Source organism: Neolewinella antarctica (assembly GCF_011927835.1).
In the GTDB taxonomy this organism is placed as follows: Bacteria; Bacteroidota; Bacteroidia; order Chitinophagales; family Saprospiraceae; genus Neolewinella; species Neolewinella antarctica.
The window spans coordinates 170,391-190,573 of record NZ_JAATJH010000001.1 but is presented as its reverse complement, the minus strand read 5'-3'; the positions used below and the strand labels follow the sequence as shown (position 1 = coordinate 190,573).

Annotated in this window: 15 protein-coding genes; 14 read left to right on the top strand and 1 reads right to left on the bottom strand. The window is 57.7% G+C overall.

Going from position 1 to position 20,183, the window contains the following annotated elements; all coding sequences use genetic code 11:
* Positions 1–51: 51 nt before the first annotated feature.
* Complete coding sequence (locus GGR27_RS00785; RefSeq protein ID WP_168035495.1) at positions 52–1,575, bottom strand: M28 family peptidase; 1,524 nt, start codon at positions 1,573–1,575, stop codon at positions 52–54.
* Positions 1,576–1,697: 122 nt separating this feature from the next.
* On the opposite strand from GGR27_RS00785, the gene GGR27_RS00780 reads away from it, so the two are divergent.
* The 14 genes from GGR27_RS00780 (at position 1,698) to GGR27_RS00715 (ending at position 20,177) form a co-directional block, all read left to right on the top strand.
* Positions 1,698–4,643: a DEAD/DEAH box helicase gene (locus GGR27_RS00780; RefSeq protein WP_168035494.1), complete on the top strand. Its 2,946-nt coding sequence runs from the start codon at positions 1,698–1,700 to the stop codon at positions 4,641–4,643.
* A gap of 381 nt (positions 4,644–5,024) precedes the next feature.
* On the top strand, positions 5,025–5,672 hold the full coding sequence (locus tag GGR27_RS00775; protein ID WP_168035493.1) for a LuxR C-terminal-related transcriptional regulator: 648 nt from the start codon (positions 5,025–5,027) through the stop codon (positions 5,670–5,672).
* A gap of 88 nt (positions 5,673–5,760) precedes the next feature.
* Positions 5,761–6,393, top strand: coding sequence for a DUF4255 domain-containing protein (locus GGR27_RS00770; protein WP_168035492.1), 633 nt, complete (start codon positions 5,761–5,763; stop codon positions 6,391–6,393).
* Complete coding sequence (locus tag GGR27_RS00765) at positions 6,386–7,798, top strand: phage tail sheath family protein (RefSeq protein WP_168035491.1); 1,413 nt, start codon at positions 6,386–6,388, stop codon at positions 7,796–7,798. The genes GGR27_RS00770 and GGR27_RS00765 overlap by 8 nt, the downstream gene beginning before the upstream one ends.
* A gap of 68 nt (positions 7,799–7,866) precedes the next feature.
* Positions 7,867–9,573, top strand: coding sequence for a phage tail sheath family protein (locus GGR27_RS00760; RefSeq protein ID WP_168035490.1), 1,707 nt, complete (start codon positions 7,867–7,869; stop codon positions 9,571–9,573).
* A gap of 6 nt (positions 9,574–9,579) precedes the next feature.
* On the top strand, positions 9,580–10,008 hold the full coding sequence (locus GGR27_RS00755) for a phage tail protein (protein ID WP_168035489.1): 429 nt from the start codon (positions 9,580–9,582) through the stop codon (positions 10,006–10,008).
* Between the two features lie 114 nt (positions 10,009–10,122).
* Positions 10,123–10,545, top strand: a complete 423-nt coding sequence (locus GGR27_RS00750) for a phage tail protein (protein WP_168035488.1) — start codon at positions 10,123–10,125, stop codon at positions 10,543–10,545.
* Positions 10,546–10,552: 7 nt separating this feature from the next.
* The gene (locus tag GGR27_RS00745) at positions 10,553–10,744 is read left to right on the top strand and encodes a hypothetical protein (RefSeq protein WP_168035487.1); all 192 of its coding nucleotides are present in this window, start codon (positions 10,553–10,555) and stop codon (positions 10,742–10,744) included.
* A gap of 3 nt (positions 10,745–10,747) precedes the next feature.
* Positions 10,748–11,434 (top strand): CIS tube protein, encoded by a 687-nt coding sequence (locus GGR27_RS00740; RefSeq protein ID WP_168035486.1) that lies wholly within the window; start codon positions 10,748–10,750, stop codon positions 11,432–11,434.
* The gene (locus tag GGR27_RS00735) at positions 11,431–13,185 is read left to right on the top strand and encodes a phage baseplate assembly protein V (RefSeq protein ID WP_168035485.1); all 1,755 of its coding nucleotides are present in this window, start codon (positions 11,431–11,433) and stop codon (positions 13,183–13,185) included. Before GGR27_RS00740 ends, GGR27_RS00735 begins: the two co-directional genes overlap by 4 nt.
* Positions 13,186–13,191: 6 nt before the next feature.
* Positions 13,192–13,476: a PAAR domain-containing protein gene (locus GGR27_RS00730; protein ID WP_168035484.1), complete on the top strand. Its 285-nt coding sequence runs from the start codon at positions 13,192–13,194 to the stop codon at positions 13,474–13,476.
* 6 nt (positions 13,477–13,482) lie between these two features.
* Positions 13,483–13,896: a GPW/gp25 family protein gene (locus GGR27_RS00725; protein WP_168035483.1), complete on the top strand. Its 414-nt coding sequence runs from the start codon at positions 13,483–13,485 to the stop codon at positions 13,894–13,896.
* Between the two features lie 6 nt (positions 13,897–13,902).
* Positions 13,903–17,241 (top strand): baseplate J/gp47 family protein, encoded by a 3,339-nt coding sequence (locus GGR27_RS00720; RefSeq protein ID WP_168035482.1) that lies wholly within the window; start codon positions 13,903–13,905, stop codon positions 17,239–17,241.
* Positions 17,238–20,177, top strand: a complete 2,940-nt coding sequence (locus tag GGR27_RS00715; RefSeq protein ID WP_168035481.1) for a hypothetical protein — start codon at positions 17,238–17,240, stop codon at positions 20,175–20,177. Before GGR27_RS00720 ends, GGR27_RS00715 begins: the two co-directional genes overlap by 4 nt.
* The last annotated feature ends 6 nt before the right edge of the window (positions 20,178–20,183 follow it).

The following is a 20,183-nucleotide window of genomic DNA, read 5'->3' as shown; positions in this document are numbered from 1 at the left end:
TCCCAAAAGTAGATCGGCAAGGTACGAAAAGCGAAAAAATCCGGGCCCTCACTAGGGTCGTTTTGTTCCATAGAGCGACTTACCAGCGGCTTCGTACTTGTCGCCAGCCGTCCAGACGGGCCGCACGTCGCGGTCAGCGATCAGGCGAGCGGACAGGGTAAAGGCCTGACAGTATTTTTTGAGGTAAGCCATGTTGATGGTCTCGGGGTTGTCCTGCACCTGATGGTAGTAGCGCATCATCTCGTCGTTGAATTCCGTGAAGCCGGGGCTGAAACTGAGGGACGGGACCCCCTTTGCGGAGAAACTAACGTTATCCGACCGGTCGTAAAGCCCTTGCTCGGGCGAGGGGTCGCTGATGACCGAAAGGCCGAAGGCGGCACTGCCCTCCGCTACTTGCTCATCGATACCCGTGCGGTTGGCGCCAATCAGCGAAATGGCGGTCGTATCGTTGTAGCCCGCCCCGTCGGTGTTGAAGTTGAATACGGTCTCCTCAAGCGGCACGAGAGGGTTTTCGGCGTAGTGCTTACTACCCAGTAACCCCATCTCCTCACCGGTCACGGCAAGAATAATGATGCTCCGGCGGGGCCGCACCTCACTGAAGGCGCGGGCGGCGGCGAGTAGAGAGATCGTCCCGAAAGCATTATCGCGCGCTCCGTTAAAAATACTATCGACGGGCGTGTACGCTCCCCCACCCTGGGCACCGACGCCGACGTGGTCGAAGTGAGCGGTCATGAGGACGTATTCGGCTTTCAGAGTAGAATCGGTCCCCTGAATGACTCCGCCAACGTTTTGGCTCAGTATTGTCTCGACTTGCATGCCAGTACTGGCGGCGCGGCCCTTGAGTCCCTTCTTTGATTGCTGTACGTCCGGAAGAAAATTTTCTTCGGGTTTGAGGAAGCCGTAAGGAATGGTTGCGGAAGGTAATCCGTCGTCAAGCCCCATCCGCTCCCCACCGAAGTAGCCTTTAAAATTGCTCCAGGGGAAGGGCAGCGTGTACACTTCGTACAGTGCCAACGCACCCACGGCGGCGGCCATTTCCGCTTTCTCTTTTACTCCCCGAAAAACGCCCTGTTGGCTCGCATCGCTGGGAATGCCGGCGCGGACGATGACAATTTTACCCTTTACGTCCAGGTCGGCGTAGTCGTTGTGGTCGGTTTCGGCGTCTACCCAACCGTAATTTGCGAATATGACATTGCCCTCCACCGCTGCGGCGGGACCGCGCATGATGAGGAGATTATCGTCGGTGGTGAAATCGTATTTTCCAACCGTGAGGCTGGCCGACTTTGGTGCGGCCGTTTTGAGCAAGGGCACCTGCTGGAAAAAACTTTCGCCGTTGATCGGTTGGTAACCGTAAGCCCGCAATTGGCTTGCGATGTACTGGGCGGCAATTTCATTACCGACGGAACCGGTGCGGCGGCCGGCCAGGTAGTCCGAAGCGAGCCAGTGCATCTGACCGGCGAAAACGGATTCGCTGAAATTGAATTCCGGAAGGGTTTGCGACGCTGCGGATGTCTGGGCGTTCAGGACTGGCGAAACGAGCCCCAGCAAGAACGCGAGGAGAGTGGTTTTCATCATGGGAGCAAAGATAAGGAGTCCGTGCGGTCAGTTTTGGTGGCGTAACTGCACTTGGTCCGCCACCCTACCGTAACGATTAGGGGCCCCGCCCTATTTTCGCGGGTCCTAAACCGCTCCCCGTCTTGAACACCCCCGAAATTCTTTTCGATTTCTACGAATATCGCCACGGTCTGTATTTGCCGAAAGCTTACGTCGTGGGGCGTAGCCCGGCGGGCCGGTTGGTGCACGTGCACCACGTCGCAAAGGCACACGGACTGGGTCAGTACGCGATTGAGCTAACCGAAGGGCTGGCGCGGGCGCTGCAACTTCTACAGGCGCTCAAACCCGCCGCCATCGCCGAATCCTTTAGAAAAAACAAAAAGACGCCGGTGACGCTCCCCACGCTGCTGTCCAACAAGAACAAGGACCGCGACGAGGTCATTCGCTATGCGCACCACCGCTCGGCGGAGGTGCTGGAGCTCTGTAAAGAATACGGCTGGGCGGTGAGTGTGAACGTTAACGTGCGGGGCGTGCCGGAAGAGTCGGTCGTCAAGTTTTCCGAGCGCGCACCGGTCCCGGAGATAAGTTTTACCCTGCGGGAAGATACTTGCACGTACACACTACGGGTGCTGGACGAGCGGGGCGCCCCTTCCCCCATTCGCCACCACGACTGGCGGGTGATCACCAACCACCCCACCCCGGGTTGGCTTGTTTACGACGGGCAACTCGTGCGGTTCGGCGGGCTGAACGGGAACCACGTCAAACCGTTTTTGACGAAAGATGTGGTTACGATTCCGCGGGCGGAATTCCCGGACTTCTGGCGCGGCTTCGTGACTAAAATTGCCGTTGACCACCCCGTCATCGCCGAGGGATTTGCGTACCGGGAAGTGAGCGCGCCCGACTGTCTACGTCTCTCCGCCCGTCTACATCCCTTCGAGCACCGTTACCTAATATATCCGGAATTCGTTTACGCCGAAAAAGCATTCTCCGTGGGGGAGTCCAAGCAGCGCGACGTCGCTCACAACACCAAGCCACCGTACGCACTCACGCGAATCTTGCGCGATGCTGACGCCGAGCTGCTGCTACTCGATCGATTGCTAGCTTACGGCCTCACGCCAATCGCGGGTACGGCGGCGTACACCGTCTCCGGGAGCGACCGGTTTGCTTCGCTCGAATGGTTACTGGGCGCGAGGGAAGAGTTGGAACTAGCTGATGTTGAAGTCATTGCCCCCAGCGACCACGGCCAGCGGTTCACCGAGGCGGTGGGTAGCATTACGATTGAATTTACCGATTACGGCGACTGGCTCGACCTGAAGGGCACGGTTATCATCGGTGAACACCGGATTCCCTTCGTTAAGTTGGTGCGGTTCTTGCAGCGGGAAGAACGCTGCTTTCCGCTTCCGGATGGCAACCTGTTTCTCATCCCGGCGGAGTGGTTCAGCAAGTACCGACCGAGTTTGCAGTTCGCCAAAATCGAGGGAAAAAAGGTCCGCCTGGCTCGTTCGCAAGCGCCCTTGCTCCTGCCTTTGGGCCTAAAAATTAGCGACGACAGCGTGACGGACCAAGTCGCGGCATTCCGGCCAAGTGAGCAACTAAAGGCAACCCTCCGACCCTACCAACTTACCGGGGTGAAGTGGCTCGTCAAGCACTATTACCAGCAACTCGGGGCCTGCCTGGCCGACGACATGGGCCTGGGTAAAACGTTGCAGACCATTGCGGTGCTGCTGTTCGCAAAGGAGCAATTGGGGGGCGCGGACGTAGATGCCGGGCAAATTGGGGAGCGCAAAGTGAGTGGGCTTCCCCCGCCACAAATGGATCTCTTCGCACCGCCGGCAACCGACGAGGTTTTCCTTCAACCCCTCCGCGCCCTCGTCGTCCTGCCTGCCAGCCTGATTTACAACTGGCACCACGAACTGGAACGCTTCGCACCGGGCCTCACCGTGCTGAACCATACCGGTTCGAAGCGCCAAAAAGACGCCCGCGTCCTCCGCCGGTTCGACGTTATCCTTACGACCTACCAAACCGCCCAGCGCGACAAACACACGCTCAAAGAACTCGAGTTTAGCTACGTCGTCCTGGACGAAAGCCAGCAAATTAAAAATCGCCAGTCAAAGATATTCAAGGCGTTAAACGAGTTGTCGGCCACCCACCGCATTAGCCTCTCCGGCACGCCGATTGAGAATAGTTTGTCGGATCTCTGGTCGCAGATGCAGTTCATTAATCCCGGCCTGCTACGGGGCTACACTTTCTTCAAAAGAGAATTTATCGACCCCATCGAGCAGCGCGATGACGAGCTTAAGAAGGATCAATTACGCCGGTTGGTCTCCCCGCACTTACTCCGCCGGACCAAAGCCGAGGTTGCCCCCGAGCTCCCCGAGCTGGAAATTCAGGTGTACTACTGCGAAATGACCACGGCCCACCGCAAGGCCTACGAACGCGAGCTTTCCGCCGCCCGCAACGCACTGCTCGGTACCGAGAACCCCGACGACGGGGGCTACAAATTAAAAGTGATCCAGACCCTCACCCGGCTACGACAACTAGCGAATCACCCCATCCTGCTGGACGATGATTACGACCAGGACAGTGGTAAGTTCACCGAAGTGCTGGCGCAGTGGGAAACGCTGCGGAGGTCCGGCAACAAGGTGCTGATTTTTTCCAGCATGGTGAAACACCTGGAGCTATTCCGGGAGCGCCTCCGAGAAACCAACGAGCCGTACACCTGGATCAGCGGATCCACCCCGACGGACAAGCGTGCGCGGGAGGTGGAACGCTTTCAGACGGACCCCGCCGTCTCCACTTTCTTCCTGTCCATCAAGGCCGCCGGCACCGGGCTCAACCTCACGGCCGCCGACTATATCTTCATCCTCGACCCCTGGTGGAACCCGAGTACGGAAGACCAGGCCATCGCCCGCGCGCACCGCATCGGGCGGGTTGGGAATGTGTTTGCCCGGAAATTCATTACGAAAGGGACCATCGAAGAAAAAATCAACAAGCTGCAACAGCGAAAGAAACGCTTGGCGGAGGACATCATCGGCACGCGGCGGATGCCGAAATATGAGCGGGGGGAGATTGCTTATTTGTTGGAATAAAGCCAGATTACTTAGCTTCGATACTCACCCGGTTTCCACTTAATACTTGCCTTGGGTACTCAATTTTAGGTAGACCATCTCGGCGTATTTGCGGAGACCGTGAAGGCCTTTTTCTTAAAAACTATCCGCCCAATTAAAATTAGCGGCTACATCTCACCGGTACAATCAAACGGGTGCGACTGGGTTTCGTGCGTACGGACTGAACAGACTGCTAGCCGATAGTTATTTTGCCAGGGCTTTTTACCCGGGTAGCCTTGTTTTAATTGACCACCAACCGTATCAAAACATAGTTTACCGTTACAACACTCAATTAAGTAACAAAAGGTATCTTAGCTCGCATAGAAGCATGACATGACACTGCAAACATAAAATACTGCTAAAATGCTCTGCAAAACGGTAGCGACCATCGGTGGTACACCCCTCGTTCACCGGGGGCTGGAGACCATTCTCCGGCACCATTATAACCACCTTCTCTTCGCGCCCACTTTAGCCAGCCTGCCGGCGGGTACGGTTCCGGACTTAGTCGTTCTGCTCGTGCCGGACCGAACCAGACGCACCGCATCGCTACTGGAGCAGGTCGAACGGGCGGACTGCAAGTCGATCGTCGCAATCGGCCCGTATTTACGCACCTTAGTCATCAGCCGGGCCTTCCGGGCTGGACTCTCCGCGTATGCTTTACGCCAAACTTCTGCGGAACAGCTAAAAAATGCGATCGTCGCGGCGGAATCCGGCGTTCGCTACACCGACCCGGCGCTGGAACGCCAGTGGCTCGACGAGCAAGTGTACGGCCACGCATGCACCCAGCAAAAAACACTGACACGCCGCCAACGGGAAATTCTGCAACTGATCGTCGAAGAACTGACAACCGACGAGATCGCCCAACGCCTTTTCCTTTCCCGCTGCACCATAGAAAGTCACCGCGCTAATTTATTGACCAAGCTGGACGTCAGAAATACCGCTGGCCTGGTACGGGAAGCGATGCGCCTGGACTTGTACAAAAGCCCGGCAAGCCACGGCAACCGGACGTAAGCGGGCCTGAAGTGGTAGAAAACCACCATCCTCGAATCTCCCGGAAAACCACCATGCCCCCGCCGAGCTCGCCCCCGACCTTTACGGCATGCCGCGCGTCCAGGACAGTATTGGGGAGTTAATGGAAGTTATTCGCTTGTCACTGGCGGATGAGCTAAAGGCTTTCGCGACCACATCCGTCGTCGTTGATAATATTGCGATGGCCGGGGCGGGTAGCCTCTCCAATTCCAATGCGGGTGGCGGCATGAAAGACGCCGTGGTCCTCACGCTGATTCGGCTCACCGAAGACGCCAGCCGCCGGAATCAGGAACGATTTCGGCACCTGGCGAACGGTAAATTCACTTACCGCAACCCACCGAAACGGATGGACATGGAGGTACTTATCACCGCCAACTATACCCGGTACGTAGATGCGTTGGATGTGCTCTCCCGCGTAGCGGCCGTCTTCCAGCGCGGCTCGGCGATCACGGAAGATGCGATCGGGTGGCCGGCCGTGGTGGGTGCCGGCGCACTATTCGACGGGCGCCACCTCACGGCCAGTCTCGTTCCGCTCGGCTTCGAACAACTCAATCACGTCTGGGGCATGCTCGGCGGTAAACAACGCCCGGCCCTCCTTTACCGCTTTCAAAGCGCCGACATCGAATACGTACCCGATACGGTGGTCACCGGCCCGGCCATTCTCACGACGGCTACCGACTTAAAACTACGCGACCATGAATAATTATAAGGCGCCCGGCGTCTACGTCGAAGAAGTGCTCAGTTTACCGCCGAGTGTGGCGCCGGTCGCTACGGCCATTCCCATTTTCGTGGGTTACACGGCGAAGCAACCCCCCGGTAATGAACCGACGCAAATCGACGGCTTTCTTGAATTCACCCAAATATTTGGCCTGGGCAAAGACGTGGCGGTTACGGAAATTCACCTGACGGACACACGTCAATTTAGCCGTGCCGTACTCGCTTACACGCACCACCTACAAGCTAGTTTGCGCTTGTTTTATGCAAATGGTGGCGGGCGGTGTTTCGTCAAGAGCTTAGGAGCACCGGCCGCTGATGATGACCTCCAGGGTATTTCGGATGACGACGTCACCACCGCTTTACTCGATGAATTAGCTACTTACGACGCCCCCACCATCGTTGTCTTCCCCGACCACGCGGGCTCCACGGCGTACGACGATATTCTGCAACACTGCGCCGCTACGGGTGACCGCGTAGCTATTCTCGATACCAAGAACGACGATCTTCTGGGCGCGGATCTACGGGACCAGACGGGTACCGATGGCCTCAGTTATGGAGCAGCTTACACACCGTGGCTGCGCGTAGCTCTCCCCAAAAGCCTACGGGCGCATCACTTTGACGGGGCCCAAATTTTTGTGGGCGCGGACGCGGGTGCCGTGGATTTTAGGACGGGCATCGACGACGTTGACGGGTCCCTCGTTGACGCCGCTGTCGACACTGCGGATAGTACCGATCGAACGGAAGCGGAGGCTCAGCTGCGGAACACTTCAGCTATTTACGCTAACGTGTTGAGAGGTTTGGACACCACCCCCGCCGACCTGCCCCCCAGCGGTGCCGTGGCCGGTGTCTATGCATCGGTCGACGCCAGCCGCGGTGTCTGGAAAGCACCGGCTAACGTCAGCCTCAACGGCGTCCTGGCGCCCACTAATCGATTCACCAAGGACGATCTAGCCGGGCTAAATGCCCCGACGGGCGGCAAGGCCATCAACGCGATTCGAACATTCAGCGGCAAAGGAACACTCGTCTTTGGTGCCCGCACGCTGGATGCGAACAATGGCGAATACAAATACATCAGCGTCCGCCGGCTCATGAACATGATCGAAGAGAGTTGCGCCAAAGCCGCCGAACAGTTTGTGTTCGAACCCAACGACGCGAATACCTGGGTACGCGTCCAGGGCATGATCGAGAACTTCCTCGAACTCATCTGGCGGGATGGCGGCCTGCAGGGTGCGACGACGAGGGAAGCATTTCGCGTCCGGATAGGCTTGAACCTTAGTATGTCTACCCAGGACATTAAAGACGGGCTCATGGTTGTCAACGTTTCGGTTGCCCCCGTCCGCCCCGCCGAGTTCATCGTCCTTCGATTCACCCAGCACTTAATTACCGCGTAGTTGACCACCTAAATATCAGCTAAGTCCCCACCCATTTGCTAACCCATTTATGATCAGTTAACCACTTTATGATGCTTTCATCCCTCAAGGTCCCCGGTGTTTACGTCCAGGAGGTCTCCCTCCTCCCACCTTCCGTGGCGGCCGTGGCTACCTCCGTTCCCGCTTTTCTGGGTTATACCGAACGTCAGCCGGAAGGCACGGCGGGCTTTCCGGTTCGTGTTGAAAGTATGCTGGAGTTTACGAGTCTGTTCGGTGGTCCCCCGACCATTCAATTCGATGGGGTTACCCTCAACGCGCGCGGTGAGGTCAGTACTACCGTGGCCTCCCTGCCATACTATTTATACCAGTCCCTCCGGCTGTTCTACGCCAATGGTGGTGGGCGCTGCTACGTAAGTTCCGTGGGGACGTATACCGATGATAATGAATTAGCCGGAGTGGCTTTCCTCCCGACGGACGGCAACGCCATTCACCCCCTGGACGAAATCGGCAAGGTGGACGAAATCACGTTATTGCTTGCGCCGGATGCCGTACGCTTGCCGACGGCCGACCTCCAAAATCTTCACCAAACCCTGCTCACGCAGTGTGGTACGCTGATGGATCGCTTCGCCATCCTCGACGTCAATCAGAACCGGGACGGTAACGATAACCTTAACGGGAAGGTCGATCTGACCACCTTCCGAACGGGTGTCGGTCAGCAGTACCTTTCTTACGGTGCTGCCTACGCACCCATGCTGCGCGTCGTCCCCCCGGGCACCGTGAATTACCTCAGCCACGGTGCACTAAAGATTACCGGCGGCGGCGGGGCAAGCCTGCGGGCGCACGTCAATCAACTCATCATTGATGGTAATGGTCTCGTCGTCAACCCTTACGCCGGGTGGAATCTACTCACTGATGCGCACGAGGCGTACGTATCCGATATGACCGACGACCCGGACATAAAACAGGCGTTGGTTGATAGTTTAACCGCTTTCACCGCCGCCAACGGAATCACCCTACCTACCACGGATGACGGCTCCCCGGCGGCTTCCCTCAAGGTGTATTCCGATGCTATCGCCAGTGACGCAGGACTGGATGCGCTTAACACCGCCCGGGCTGATGTACTGACCCGGTTGCCCGTCTTTGCGGCCTACGAACGGGGACTGCGTGCCGCCCTACCGGCCTACGGCGCGCTGGCCGCCTACCTCGAAGCCCTAGCTTTTGACCTCCCACCTTCTGGTGCCGTGGCCGGCGTCTTTGCCCGGACGGATGCCAACCGTGGGGTTTGGAAGGCGCCCGCTAACGTCAGCATTAACGGTATTGTCGGTGTTTCCGAACGCTATACGAGCTCAGCGCTGGCGGGTATGAATGTCCACCCCGGCACGGGTAAGAGCGTTAACGCCATCCGCGCCTTGACTGGCCACGGCATACTCATCTACGGTGCCCGCACCCTGGCCGGCAACGATGGGGAGTACCGTTATGTATCCGTCCGCCGCCTTCTCAACTTCCTGGAAGAAAGCATTAAAAAGGCTAGCCAGGACTTCATTTTCGAAGCTAATGACGTCAATACCTGGACGCGCATGCGGGGTATGATCGAAAACTTCCTCAACCTTCAGTGGCGAGCCGGTGCCCTGCAGGGTGCTACGCCCGCTGAGGCCTACCGGGTTCGCATCGGGCTGGGTACTACGATGACCGCGGACGACGTCACTAACGGCCGCATGATTGTCTCGATCTCCGTTGCCCCCGTCCGCCCCGCCGAATTCATCGTTCTCCGTTTCATCCAACATCAACTAAAATAATTCACCATGGCAGCTTTACCACTGTTAAAATTTAGCTTCGTCGTCGAATGGGGCGGCCAGCGCATCGGCTTTACCGAGGTAACCGGGTTGGAGGCTACCACCGAGGTCATTGAGTACCGCGAAGGTAGCAGCCCCGTCGCTTCCAAGATCAAGATGCCGGGCCTGGTCAGCTACGGCAACCTCACCCTCAAACGGGGTACGATGGCCGCCGATTCGGACTTCAGCAAATGGTTCTACACCAATCAGTTCAACATCGCGGAGCGTCGTGATCTTACCATCAAACTGCTCGACGAAACCCTTACCCCCGTAATGACTTGGCGGGCCCTCAACTGCTTCGTCATTAAGTACACCCCTTCGGACTTTAAGTCAGACGAAAACAGCATCGCCATCGAAAGCATCGAAGTGGCTACGGAGGGAATCGCACTGCTTGACTAGGGCCGCCGCACGCCCAATTTTTCACCCCTGAGCTTGGCTCGGCATTAAAGGTTCAGTGCCGCGGGTCACGGTTACTACCAAGGCTCGAAATAACAACATCTAACCTCACTATCCATGCACCCCGCCTTCCATTTTCGAGTGAACTTCGGTATCTCCAACGACGCCGCCGACGTGCGCTTCCAGGCTGTTTCCGGCCTGGAAGTAAAGCTAGCTACAGAGGAGGTCAGAGTAGGTGGTGAGAACCGCTTCACCTATACCCTACCCGGCCGCGCGGTGTACACCGACGTAACCCTACGGCGGGCTATGCTGGTGAGCTCGGAGGTGATCGATTGGTGTCGTGAAGCATTTGAGAACTTTCGGATCCGCCCCACTACGGTGACCATATCCCTGCTCGATGCGGGCGGAGGACCGGTACGCGTCTGGACGCTTGCCCGCGCCTACCCCGTAAGCTGGTCGGTAGGAGAACTGGACGCGGAGCAAAATACGCTGACCATCGAACGAATCACGCTCACCTATCAATACTTCACCATCAACTGATCCGACTATGCCCGTAATAATTAGAGAATTGATCCTGACCATTCGGTCGACCGAGGTGCCCGCGGAGCCTCACGTGCGTGAAGGCAGCGCGACGGACGATTGGTTGAGGGAAACTGACGAATCAGACCTACTTCATCGGGCCGTTCGCGAAGCGGTGGAAGAACAATCACGTATCGAGCAACGCAAAAAAGAACGCTAAGCTATGCCCGGAGTACTGGAAAACATGAAAATCCTTGCCTTTACGGATGCGGCCTATACCCGGCCTGCATTAGTGGTGCCCGCCTTCCCAGTTCTCATCAACCCGGAAAGCTTCGTAAGAAAAGTTCATTTACGGTACGACACACGGCGAAGCATCGGGGCTAGTCAGCAGGAGGCAAAGTTCACCAGCCAGGGGCCGGAACTCTTCCAGTGCGATTTACTCTTTGACAGCACGGGAGTGATCGATAATCTACCCCGTAAGACCGTCGACCTGGATACGGAAGCCTTCCGGGCTTTCCTACTCGGCATCGAGATGGAAACCCACGATAAAAAACACTTCCAACTGATCTGGGGGACGATGATCTTTCGCGGTCGCCTCCAAAGTCTGGAGTTTCAGTACAAGCTTTTTAATGCCAACGGCACCTGTATTCGCGCCGTGGCTAAAGTCTCCTTCATCGGTAGCTACGCGAGCCTGCTTCAGTTAGCACTCGATAAACTTTTGAGCCCGGACCTTACTCAGACACACACCGTCATTGAGGGGGATACACTGCCAAATTTATGCGATCGCTTTTACGGCACCCCCGACGCAGTGGTAGAGGTGGCTCGCTTCAATGGGCTGACCGGCTTTCGCAGCCTAGCGGCGGGTAAGGAACTATTTTTTCCACCACTACAAAAAGACCGGACCGCATGAAGCTCCTGAACAACACACTACCGACCGGGAGCGAGGCGACTGCACCCACCTGTACCGTAATTTCCAACGGCAAGGCCTTACCGGCCGAATTCATCCTGTTATCCGCCGTCACGGACCACGCCGTAGACCGCGTCCCCACCGCTACCCTGATCTTCAGCGATGGGTCGGTAGCCGGCCGTTCGTTCGCCACTAGCCAGAGTAGCCAGCTCAAACCGGGTGCGGCCATAAGTGTCAAAATGGGCTACCTCGGCCGAGAAATAGAGCTCTTCTCCGGTGAGCTAACCGCCCAACGCATTAAAGTTAGATCCGGCGGCAGCGAACTATTCATCACCGTTAAGAACCTAGTTTACCGACTGACACTGGAACGTCGGAGTCGTGATTTTATCGGCCTGACCGACACCGAAGCTATCGAGGAGATACTGGCCGACAATGCTATTGGGTATGAACTAAGTGACTTGGCACTGGCGGCGACCCCGGTGGTTGACCTAGTCCAGCATCACTGCACGGACTGGGACTGGATGATCACTCGCGGTCAGGCCGCCGGCTTAGTGACCATCCCGAATAAAGACATCGTGTCCATCCGAGTGCCAGCGCTCGACAAGCCAGTCGTCGACCTGATTTTCGGACAAAACCTCCTCAGTTTCGACGCCGAAACTAACGCACAGAAACACTTCAAGGAGTACACGGCAACGGCATATGACACCACCTCGGGAAAGGCCACTAGCGACACGGAAAGTGCTGATTATGTTTTCGGGGATGAATATTCCGCTCAACAATTAGGGGGTGTCCATGGCCCAGATAATTACCAGCTCCGCCACGGTGGCCCGCTACCGAACGCCGAGCTCACCCGGGCCGTAACCGCCGCTAAGGCGCACAGCGCATTATCCACCGTCCGGGGAGTGGCCGAATTGGTAGGAGCGACCAACATTAACGTGGGTGATACCGTCGAACTGATGGGCCTGGGGAAAGTATTTAATGGTTTGGCTTATGTCTCTGGCGTTCGCCAGGAAATGAGCCCACGGGGGTGGTCGACTTTTTTGCAATTCGGTCTTGAAACTGACCGTTTTGCGGAAGCGCACGCTACCGCCCCGCCGGCCGCCGCCGGGTTGATTCCCGCCGCCGGTGGTCTTCACCTCGGTAAAGTAGTGGCCCTCGCAGGAGACCCCCGGGGTGAGGACCGCATTCGCGTACAATTTCCCGCCATCGACGGCGAGGGTGAGGGGCGCTGGTCCCGGCTCAGCACTCTCAGTGGGGGCGCTGGCTTTGGCACCATCTTCCGGCCGTCCATCGGCCAACAAGTCATCGTCGGTTTTCTCGATGACGACCCGCGCTATCCGGTAGTGCTCGGCAGTTTTCACGGCAGCCTCCAGCCAGCCCACCATCCGGCAACGGATGCCAATCACCTAACGAGCATCCGCACTGAAGCAGGCCACGAAATACTGATCGATGATGAGCAGCATCTACTTCAGATCACCGGACCGAAGGGCGAGCGGATCTCACTGGAAGGAGAACGGGGTGCCATCAACTTACGGGACCGCCACGGCAACGAGATCCGTATGGATGCCAGCGGCATCAAAATCGCCAGCGTCGGCACCCTCACCCTGGAAGCACGCAAAGACGCTACCATTACCGCAAACGGAAATATCGACTTGGCGGCCTCCCTCAAGCTAACGGCTAAAGGAGAGGTTGGCGCCGACTACGGCAGCTCGGGTATTTGCACCGTCAAGGGCGCGCTAATTCAACTCAACTAAACGACCATGCCTCCAGCCGCAAGAATTTCCGACCACCACGTTTGCCCACTGCAGTCACCCACCCCCCACGTGGGCGGGCCCGTTATCGGCCCGGGGGCTCCGACCGTAATCATTAGCGGCCTCCCGGCTGCCGTAGTCGGTGATGCTTGCGCCTGTGCCGGACCGCCGGATACCATCGTATCGGGCAGCGCGACCGTCCTAATCGGCGGCAAACCCGCCGCACGGATGGGCGACTCAACCGCCCACGGCGGAACCATCGTCATTGGCGATTTCACCGTCGTGATTAACTAATTAATTATGGAACACCCTTTCTACGGTACCGGCTGGTCATTCCCCCCCACTTTTTCGCGAGAATTGAGCGGACTCGTTATGGCTAGTGGTCGCACGGACATCGAGCAAAGCCTACGCATTCTGATGGGTACGCTTCCGGGAGAACGCAGCATGCTACCCGCGTACGGGATCGGCGTCGCCGATCTCGTATTCGAAACTATGGACACGACCACTCAGACCGAATTTCTGGACCGGGTGCGCACGGCAATCCTCCGCTTTGAGCCCCGCGTAGAAGTCTTACGGCTCAATCTGGACACGACCGAGCTCGCCTCGGGCCTACTCTCGCTGGAGGTTGATTACCGGCCCCGCTCCACAAACACGCGCTTCAATTTCGTCTATCCTTTCTACCGCAACGAAGGCAGTCAGATCGACCTACCCTAAACACCCATGAGCTCAGCCGACCGCCAGAACACGTTGAATACTACCGCGCCACCCACGGCGGGCAGCTACCAGAGTACCCGCCTACCCGCCGCGCTCGCCGAGGGCTATTTACTGATTGACGACAAGCAACCGAGCGACTGGCTAAAGTACGTTGCCGCCTTTAGCCGCCACCTGCGGTTTTTTGATCTCAACGACACCGAACGCGGCACTTGGCACGAACTTTACCGAAACCAGCCGGCGGTGGCCTTGGCCACGCTAGCCAGCTACGACGTGGAAGCCGCAGCGCGGTCTTTCACCTCATTGCGGGCGCGTACGGAAGCTACTTCGGCTACGTTTGCGGAGCGCCGTGATTTAATGGGGGTGTATTTCTCCCGACTGGATGACGAAGTAAGCCGCCTCGACGAACAGGTGAGCGCTCTTCCTCGTAGCAGCGCACTCCACCGTGTGGCAACGGAGCTGATTCGGCATCACCTCGCCCCGGCCTACGCCCGTTGGCGTAGCTACCACTACACGGCCACTTACCCTGCCATCGCTCTCCGGCTAGTCAAGCGACCCGACGGCGTTACGTCGCAAAGCGAGCTGTTGAGCTATTTCACGGATCGAAAGTTGTCCGCAGCCTGGGGACCGATGTCAGCGCCCGATAAAGATTCCTGGGGCGTGTTCGGCGTAGTCGCCCCCCCCGCTGGGGTGGAGGCTAAGTCTCGGGCCATCGTCCACGGCATCGGCCATGCCTTCGTGCACGGAGTCCCCGGGGCATTCATCCAACATACATTGCACCTGCGCGCTAGCGCCCAAAAGGCTTTTACACAATCACTGAATAAGCAAGCCGACCACGCACCCCACGTAGCGCTCATCTTGGCTTTTTTACGCATACGGGAGACGCAGCGAGACGTATTGAACGGACTTGGCGACCGTCACTTACGGTTCTACTACGAGCGTATTCTTCGGCTGCGGCCCGCCCGCGCGAAGGGACACCGAACTTATGTGACGCATGAATTGCGGCATGGTATGGCGAGTATCGTACTGCCCGCCGGCACGGAGTATGATGGTGGCAAGGCGCCACTAACTGGCCGCCGGCGCAAGTTTTTCAGTGAACGTGAGGCTAGCGTGTCTGCCGCCACTATTTCGGACATTAGAGCACTCTACCGGGGTGACGATCTGCGGGCCGGCCACGTTGCCAACAGTCGCGACGGAGTAGGTAAAGCACTGCCGGAAAACAGCATTAGTTGGTCGCCCTTTGGCCATCTTGAAGAAGGGAAAAGCCGTATGCCAAAAGCCCGGGTGGGCTTTGCGCTGGCTGACAATCAGTTGACCGCCGCCGCCGGCCGCCGGGAGATCACCGTGTCCTTCGGGGGCAACACCGAAGCCATCGAAGGCCAATCCTTTAAATGCAAATTAACTCAGGAGGCAGGTTGGTACGAAACGGTTGTCCGCTGCTCGGGCGGGCGGCTTCGGGTGGTGATCCCCGCCGCGGAAAAGCCCGTAACGCCCTACGTAGAAACCGTACACAAGGAGAACCTTAGTGCTGAATCCCCCTTATTACTTTGCGTATGGGACGACGCCAACGCCGCTCGTCATCACGACTTGGTGAAGAGTGAAGTATTTATTCAATCCGTCAAATGCACGGTAAGTGCACTCGGTGAAGCTGATCTCGTAGGTGGTGGTTTAGTGAAAAGTGGGCAGGCTTTTTATCCCTTCGGCGTTCAGCCAATTAGCGGTGATTCAGTACGCCTCGGGCTCAGAGAAGCAGGACTTAAGGAGGGTAAAGTCACGCTTGACACACTAGCTTCCCCCTTTGCTAATCAGATAAAGGCAACTCCCCAAGTAGGCGCGGTCGAGCTGAAAGCGAAGGATGATTGGCCGCACCGAACTTATCCGAAACGCCTGGCCGAGGCACTAATTACGAACGGTAAAGCACCGGTGGGTGCAAGCCTGGTTACCGTACCCGACCCACCAGTCCCGGCACAAATCAGCTCTTTTTCGCTGAGCTATGCTAGCCCCGCTACCGTCCCGGCAACCGTCCTTCGGCTTACTCCGTTCGGTCACGTACCCCTCCTGGCGGAAGAGCCTATTTTTGAGCCGCTCGTACCCCTGGTCGGTGATACTGACGGCCTTGTTTTGGGCGCTGACGCAGGTGCTATGTTATTAGGAATTGCCAACTGGGAACCGGGCGATCAACTACGTATCCTTTTTGCCACCGAAGAAGGAAGTGCCGATCCGCTGGCGTTGAAACCCAGACAACACGTCCGCTACGCTTTTTTGGATGGTAACGTCTGGCGCCAGTTCCCGAGTGATAAAATCGACGACCGAACCAATCAGCTGTTAACCTCCGGGACGATCCGTTTCGCTCTTCCTTACGATACCGCTACGGGCGGCACGCAACAGGGAGCTAATAAGGCGTGGATCGGTATTTTCGTGCAGACCACTCCCACCGCCGTAGCCCTCTTACGGGGCATTCACCTCCACGCCGTTGAAGTGCGACAGCAGTTGCTGGAGGGACAGTCGATCTCCGAGACCGTCCTCAACGCGGGAACGGTGGTAAAATTAGCGGCGAAAAACCCAAGCGTTGGTAAGATTACTCAGCCATACCCCAGCTTTGGGGCCTCCGGTACTGAAAGCCGCGACGACTACTTCAGCCGCGCCAGTGAACGGATGCGGCACAAGGGACGGGGAATCACCGCCTACGATGTAGAGCGGCTTGTTCTGGCGCACGTTCCCGAAGTAGAGCGAGTAATCTGCCTGCCTCACGTTAAGTCTGACCCCGGAAAAACATACGATGAGCTTGCGGCCGGGCACGTTACCGTCGTCCCTTTGGGCCGGTCCGGTGGTAGCCGCGCGAACGCCCTGCGCCCGTTCGTAAGTTTGGCTACTCGCGGTCGGATCTCTTCACTACTAAAACGGCGCATGAGTTCGCACGCGACCATCCACGTCGTCAATCCCGTCTACGAGGAAGTTAAGGTGAGTGCGCGGTTTACGATTCTCCCCGGAACGGACAGCGTGTGGGCGATTGCCGACTTAAATGAGCGGTTAATAGATTACCTCTCACCCTGGCATAACAGTGGATTAGGCGAGGTAGACTTTACCGCTACCGTCCACCGGGCGGGCGTCATAAATTTTCTGGAGGACGTAATCTACATCGATACCATTGAGCGACTACGACTGGCGCGCGTGCTGGGCGGTAGCAGAAAGGAGGGAGAGACCTTGCGCTCCACCAAACAAACAGCTTTGTTAGTTAGTAGCGCCCGGCACGAACTACTGATCGTTGACCCCCTCGCGGGTGACGGCGACTGTGAGTGTTGTACCGAACCCGGCATTCCCGTAGCCACAACCATCCGACTGGCATGACGATCGACCCCCAGCAAACACGACCGGCAGCGGAAGACTACGCGGCGCTACGGGCGGCAGCCTACGCTGCCGTGGAAGAACTCGGCCACGAGGGCTGGACGGATTACAACGCCCACGATCCGGGCATCACCATTCTGGAAGCACTCGCCTACTCCCTCGCCGAAACGGGCTACCGGGCCGGCTTCGACGTAGCGGACTTACTCACGGCCCCGGACGGAAAACTGCGTAGTGACCAGGGGTTTTACCCCGCCCGCCAGATCCTGACCGCCGCACCGCTTACCGATGCTGATTTCCGACGGCTACTGATTGACGCCGGTGGCATCCGGAACGCTTGGCTTAGTGTCGGCACGCCGGACTGCTCGCCGCCGCTGTACCCAGCTTGCGAAGCCGGAGAAATGGATTTTGCACCGCGCTGGCGAACCGACATAGCTGGTAAGCCGGACAAAGACCCCGCCGTGCGGGTAGGGGGTATTCACGACGTGTTGATTCAACTCGCACCAGACATTCAGCACGGAAATTTAAATAGTGACGTAATGGCCACGACCGTACAGTACGCAATGGACGGTCAGCACTTTCCGCTGGAGTTAGAGTTGTGGTTCCCCCGTTGGCGAGCGGCCAGTCCGCGTCTGTACCGCCGGATCGTGGCGGCCGTCCAGAGCACCGGGTTTGAGCAACAACTGGCTATGACTCTGCGCGTCACCCGGGATAGCGCTGAGACCATTGATGACCAGAGCCTGCAACGCAATATTCGCGGTGTTTTTTTCCTCGATTACGAATTACGGCTCTCCATTGGTAACCCCGCGGCCGAAGTTACCGTGCGCCTGGCCAACGTAGCCTTACGTGTTCGCGCGCATAGCCGCGTTCAGCGGGGGCTACTGACGGTGGCGGGGGTAATACAATCAGTTAATGACTCGGACTTACTTGCCCGCTATTTCGCCCGTCTGTACGCCCGTAGACTGAGCTTCGACCGGGTCCGCGATTTGGTCCGTACCAACCGGAAAGTGGGAGAAGATTTTTGCCGGATTACCCACGTTCACCCGCTTCCCATAGGGGTTTGCGCCGAGCTGCACCTCGACGGCACCACCGACCTAGAATTGGCTCTCGCGGCATTTTACCGGGTTATTGAGCGGTTCTTGAATCCCGCCGTGCCGTTTCGCACCCTCGATGAATTGGTGGGAATGGGGTTACCTACCGAGGATATCTTTACCGGCCCCGCCCTCGATCACGGCTTCATCCTGGAAGAGGATCTTACCGCGGCAGCCTTACCCACCCGGGTGGCCATCAGCGACTTAATCGGTTTGGTGATGGACGTCCCCGGCGTACGAACCGTCGAGGGTCTTCGGTTTACGACCTACGACCGGGAGGGAAAGCCGCAGTGCACGGGTAAAGAATGGGCTTTCCACGTCCCGGCGGGGCACTATCCGGAGCTCTACCTCGATGGGTCGGCGATCAGTGTTTATCGGGATGGATTGCCGCTCCAACCGCGCCGGGCGGAGCTACGGATGCTACTAAATCAGCTCCGGAACGACGACGTAGCAGCAATGCCCGATCCGAAAGCGCTAGACTATCCCGTACCCCGTGGGCGCTACGTAGGGGACGCTGCGTACCTACCCATACAGCGGACCTTACCGGAGGTGTACGGGTTGGGCATTACCGGTTTGCCGGCCGGGGCGGATGCCGAGCGCAGGGCTCAGGGTAAACAACTTGCCGGCTATCTTCACCCCCTGGAAAATATCGCCGCCGCCACCGCCAAAAGAGTAGGCGATTTTGCGGATCTTTTTTCAACTGACGCAACGCTCGACCCAGGCTGGACGGACCCCGCGTTGACGGACCCGCGGGAGGGCGTACCCCTCTTGCTCGTCCACGAAGCAAATTTATTTGGACCGAACTATACGCAAGATGTCGCGCAACAATTGCTCCGGGAAGGTGGCGACGCCGCGGCGTTGCGTGGTTCCGTACTCGACCACCTACTGGCTCGTTACGGCGAAGAAATTCAAAATTACGTGGCGTTAGTCCACGACGTAGATACCCGGGAAGGTCACGGCGTCGAGCGGCTGAACGCGAATAAGGCCGGCCTCCTGAAGGGCATCGTTGCGAGTAGCGCCCGGCGCGGAACGCGGGATGGTCTATCTCGCCGATTAGACGATCTGCTTTTCACCGAGGGTGACGGGCCGATTATTATCGAACACGTTCGCCTGCGACCAAAATTCCCGGGCGATGCGGTCATGGAAGTATGCCTGAGCAACGATTGTGACCACCGGGGGCGAGACGACGCCTATTCGTTTCGCCTGACGTACCTATTTAACGGGGAAGCATCTTTATACAACGAGGACATGGAATTGCGCCGGTACGCGAACCGGCTCATCCGCCGGCAAACGCCCGTTCACTTATTACCAAAAATATGCTGGTCGTCAGCCGAGGTTGTAGAAAAAGTGACAAAAGCTTACGAAGAATGGAATAGCCTCGACGAGCCTTTTGATTGGGCTGACCGGAACGCAGAGCTACGGGCAATGACGGCTCGCAAATTAGCATTACCCGGTACCGAGGCTGCCCTCCTGCTCGGTTATTTCGGCAATCTTTTTCGTCAGATAGTAGTGGACCTAGCTGAGGCCGAAGGCGAGCCTACCCTTCTTGAACCCGCGATCGTCGAATCACTATTTACCTCGCTGAGGGAAGACCTAGTACGTATCCGTACCGGGGATGCCGATCTGGCGCACTGGCGGTGGGTTGACGTTCTCCTACGGGGCTGGCTGACGGAGGCTTTGGTCCACTACCAAGAATTTTTACCCGTCACGCTAGCACTCAATCGTTTGCTGGCTGCAATTGCTAAAGCCAACAGTGTCTACCCCGTCGCGACGCTCCACGATTGCGACGATGGAGATGATGGCAATCCCGTTCGCCTGGGCGCCACTTCCCTCGGAAATTTCAACCCTTAACCGTAA

Coding starts and splice junctions, on each gene's coding strand:
- GGR27_RS00740 (WP_168035486.1), top strand. CDS start 10,748: ATGCCCGGAGTACTGGAAAACATGAAAATCCTTGCCTTTACGGATGCG.
- GGR27_RS00720 (WP_168035482.1), top strand. CDS start 13,903: ATGAGCTCAGCCGACCGCCAGAACACGTTGAATACTACCGCGCCACCC.
- GGR27_RS00725 (WP_168035483.1), top strand. CDS start 13,483: ATGGAACACCCTTTCTACGGTACCGGCTGGTCATTCCCCCCCACTTTT.
- GGR27_RS00715 (WP_168035481.1), top strand. CDS start 17,238: ATGACGATCGACCCCCAGCAAACACGACCGGCAGCGGAAGACTACGCG.
- GGR27_RS00735 (WP_168035485.1), top strand. CDS start 11,431: ATGAAGCTCCTGAACAACACACTACCGACCGGGAGCGAGGCGACTGCA.
- GGR27_RS00760 (WP_168035490.1), top strand. CDS start 7,867: ATGATGCTTTCATCCCTCAAGGTCCCCGGTGTTTACGTCCAGGAGGTC.
- GGR27_RS00775 (WP_168035493.1), top strand. CDS start 5,025: ATGCTCTGCAAAACGGTAGCGACCATCGGTGGTACACCCCTCGTTCAC.
- GGR27_RS00785 (WP_168035495.1), bottom strand. CDS start 1,575: ATGATGAAAACCACTCTCCTCGCGTTCTTGCTGGGGCTCGTTTCGCCA.
- GGR27_RS00745 (WP_168035487.1), top strand. CDS start 10,553: ATGCCCGTAATAATTAGAGAATTGATCCTGACCATTCGGTCGACCGAG.
- GGR27_RS00730 (WP_168035484.1), top strand. CDS start 13,192: ATGCCTCCAGCCGCAAGAATTTCCGACCACCACGTTTGCCCACTGCAG.
- GGR27_RS00750 (WP_168035488.1), top strand. CDS start 10,123: ATGCACCCCGCCTTCCATTTTCGAGTGAACTTCGGTATCTCCAACGAC.
- GGR27_RS00755 (WP_168035489.1), top strand. CDS start 9,580: ATGGCAGCTTTACCACTGTTAAAATTTAGCTTCGTCGTCGAATGGGGC.
- GGR27_RS00765 (WP_168035491.1), top strand. CDS start 6,386: ATGAATAATTATAAGGCGCCCGGCGTCTACGTCGAAGAAGTGCTCAGT.
- GGR27_RS00770 (WP_168035492.1), top strand. CDS start 5,761: ATGCCGCGCGTCCAGGACAGTATTGGGGAGTTAATGGAAGTTATTCGC.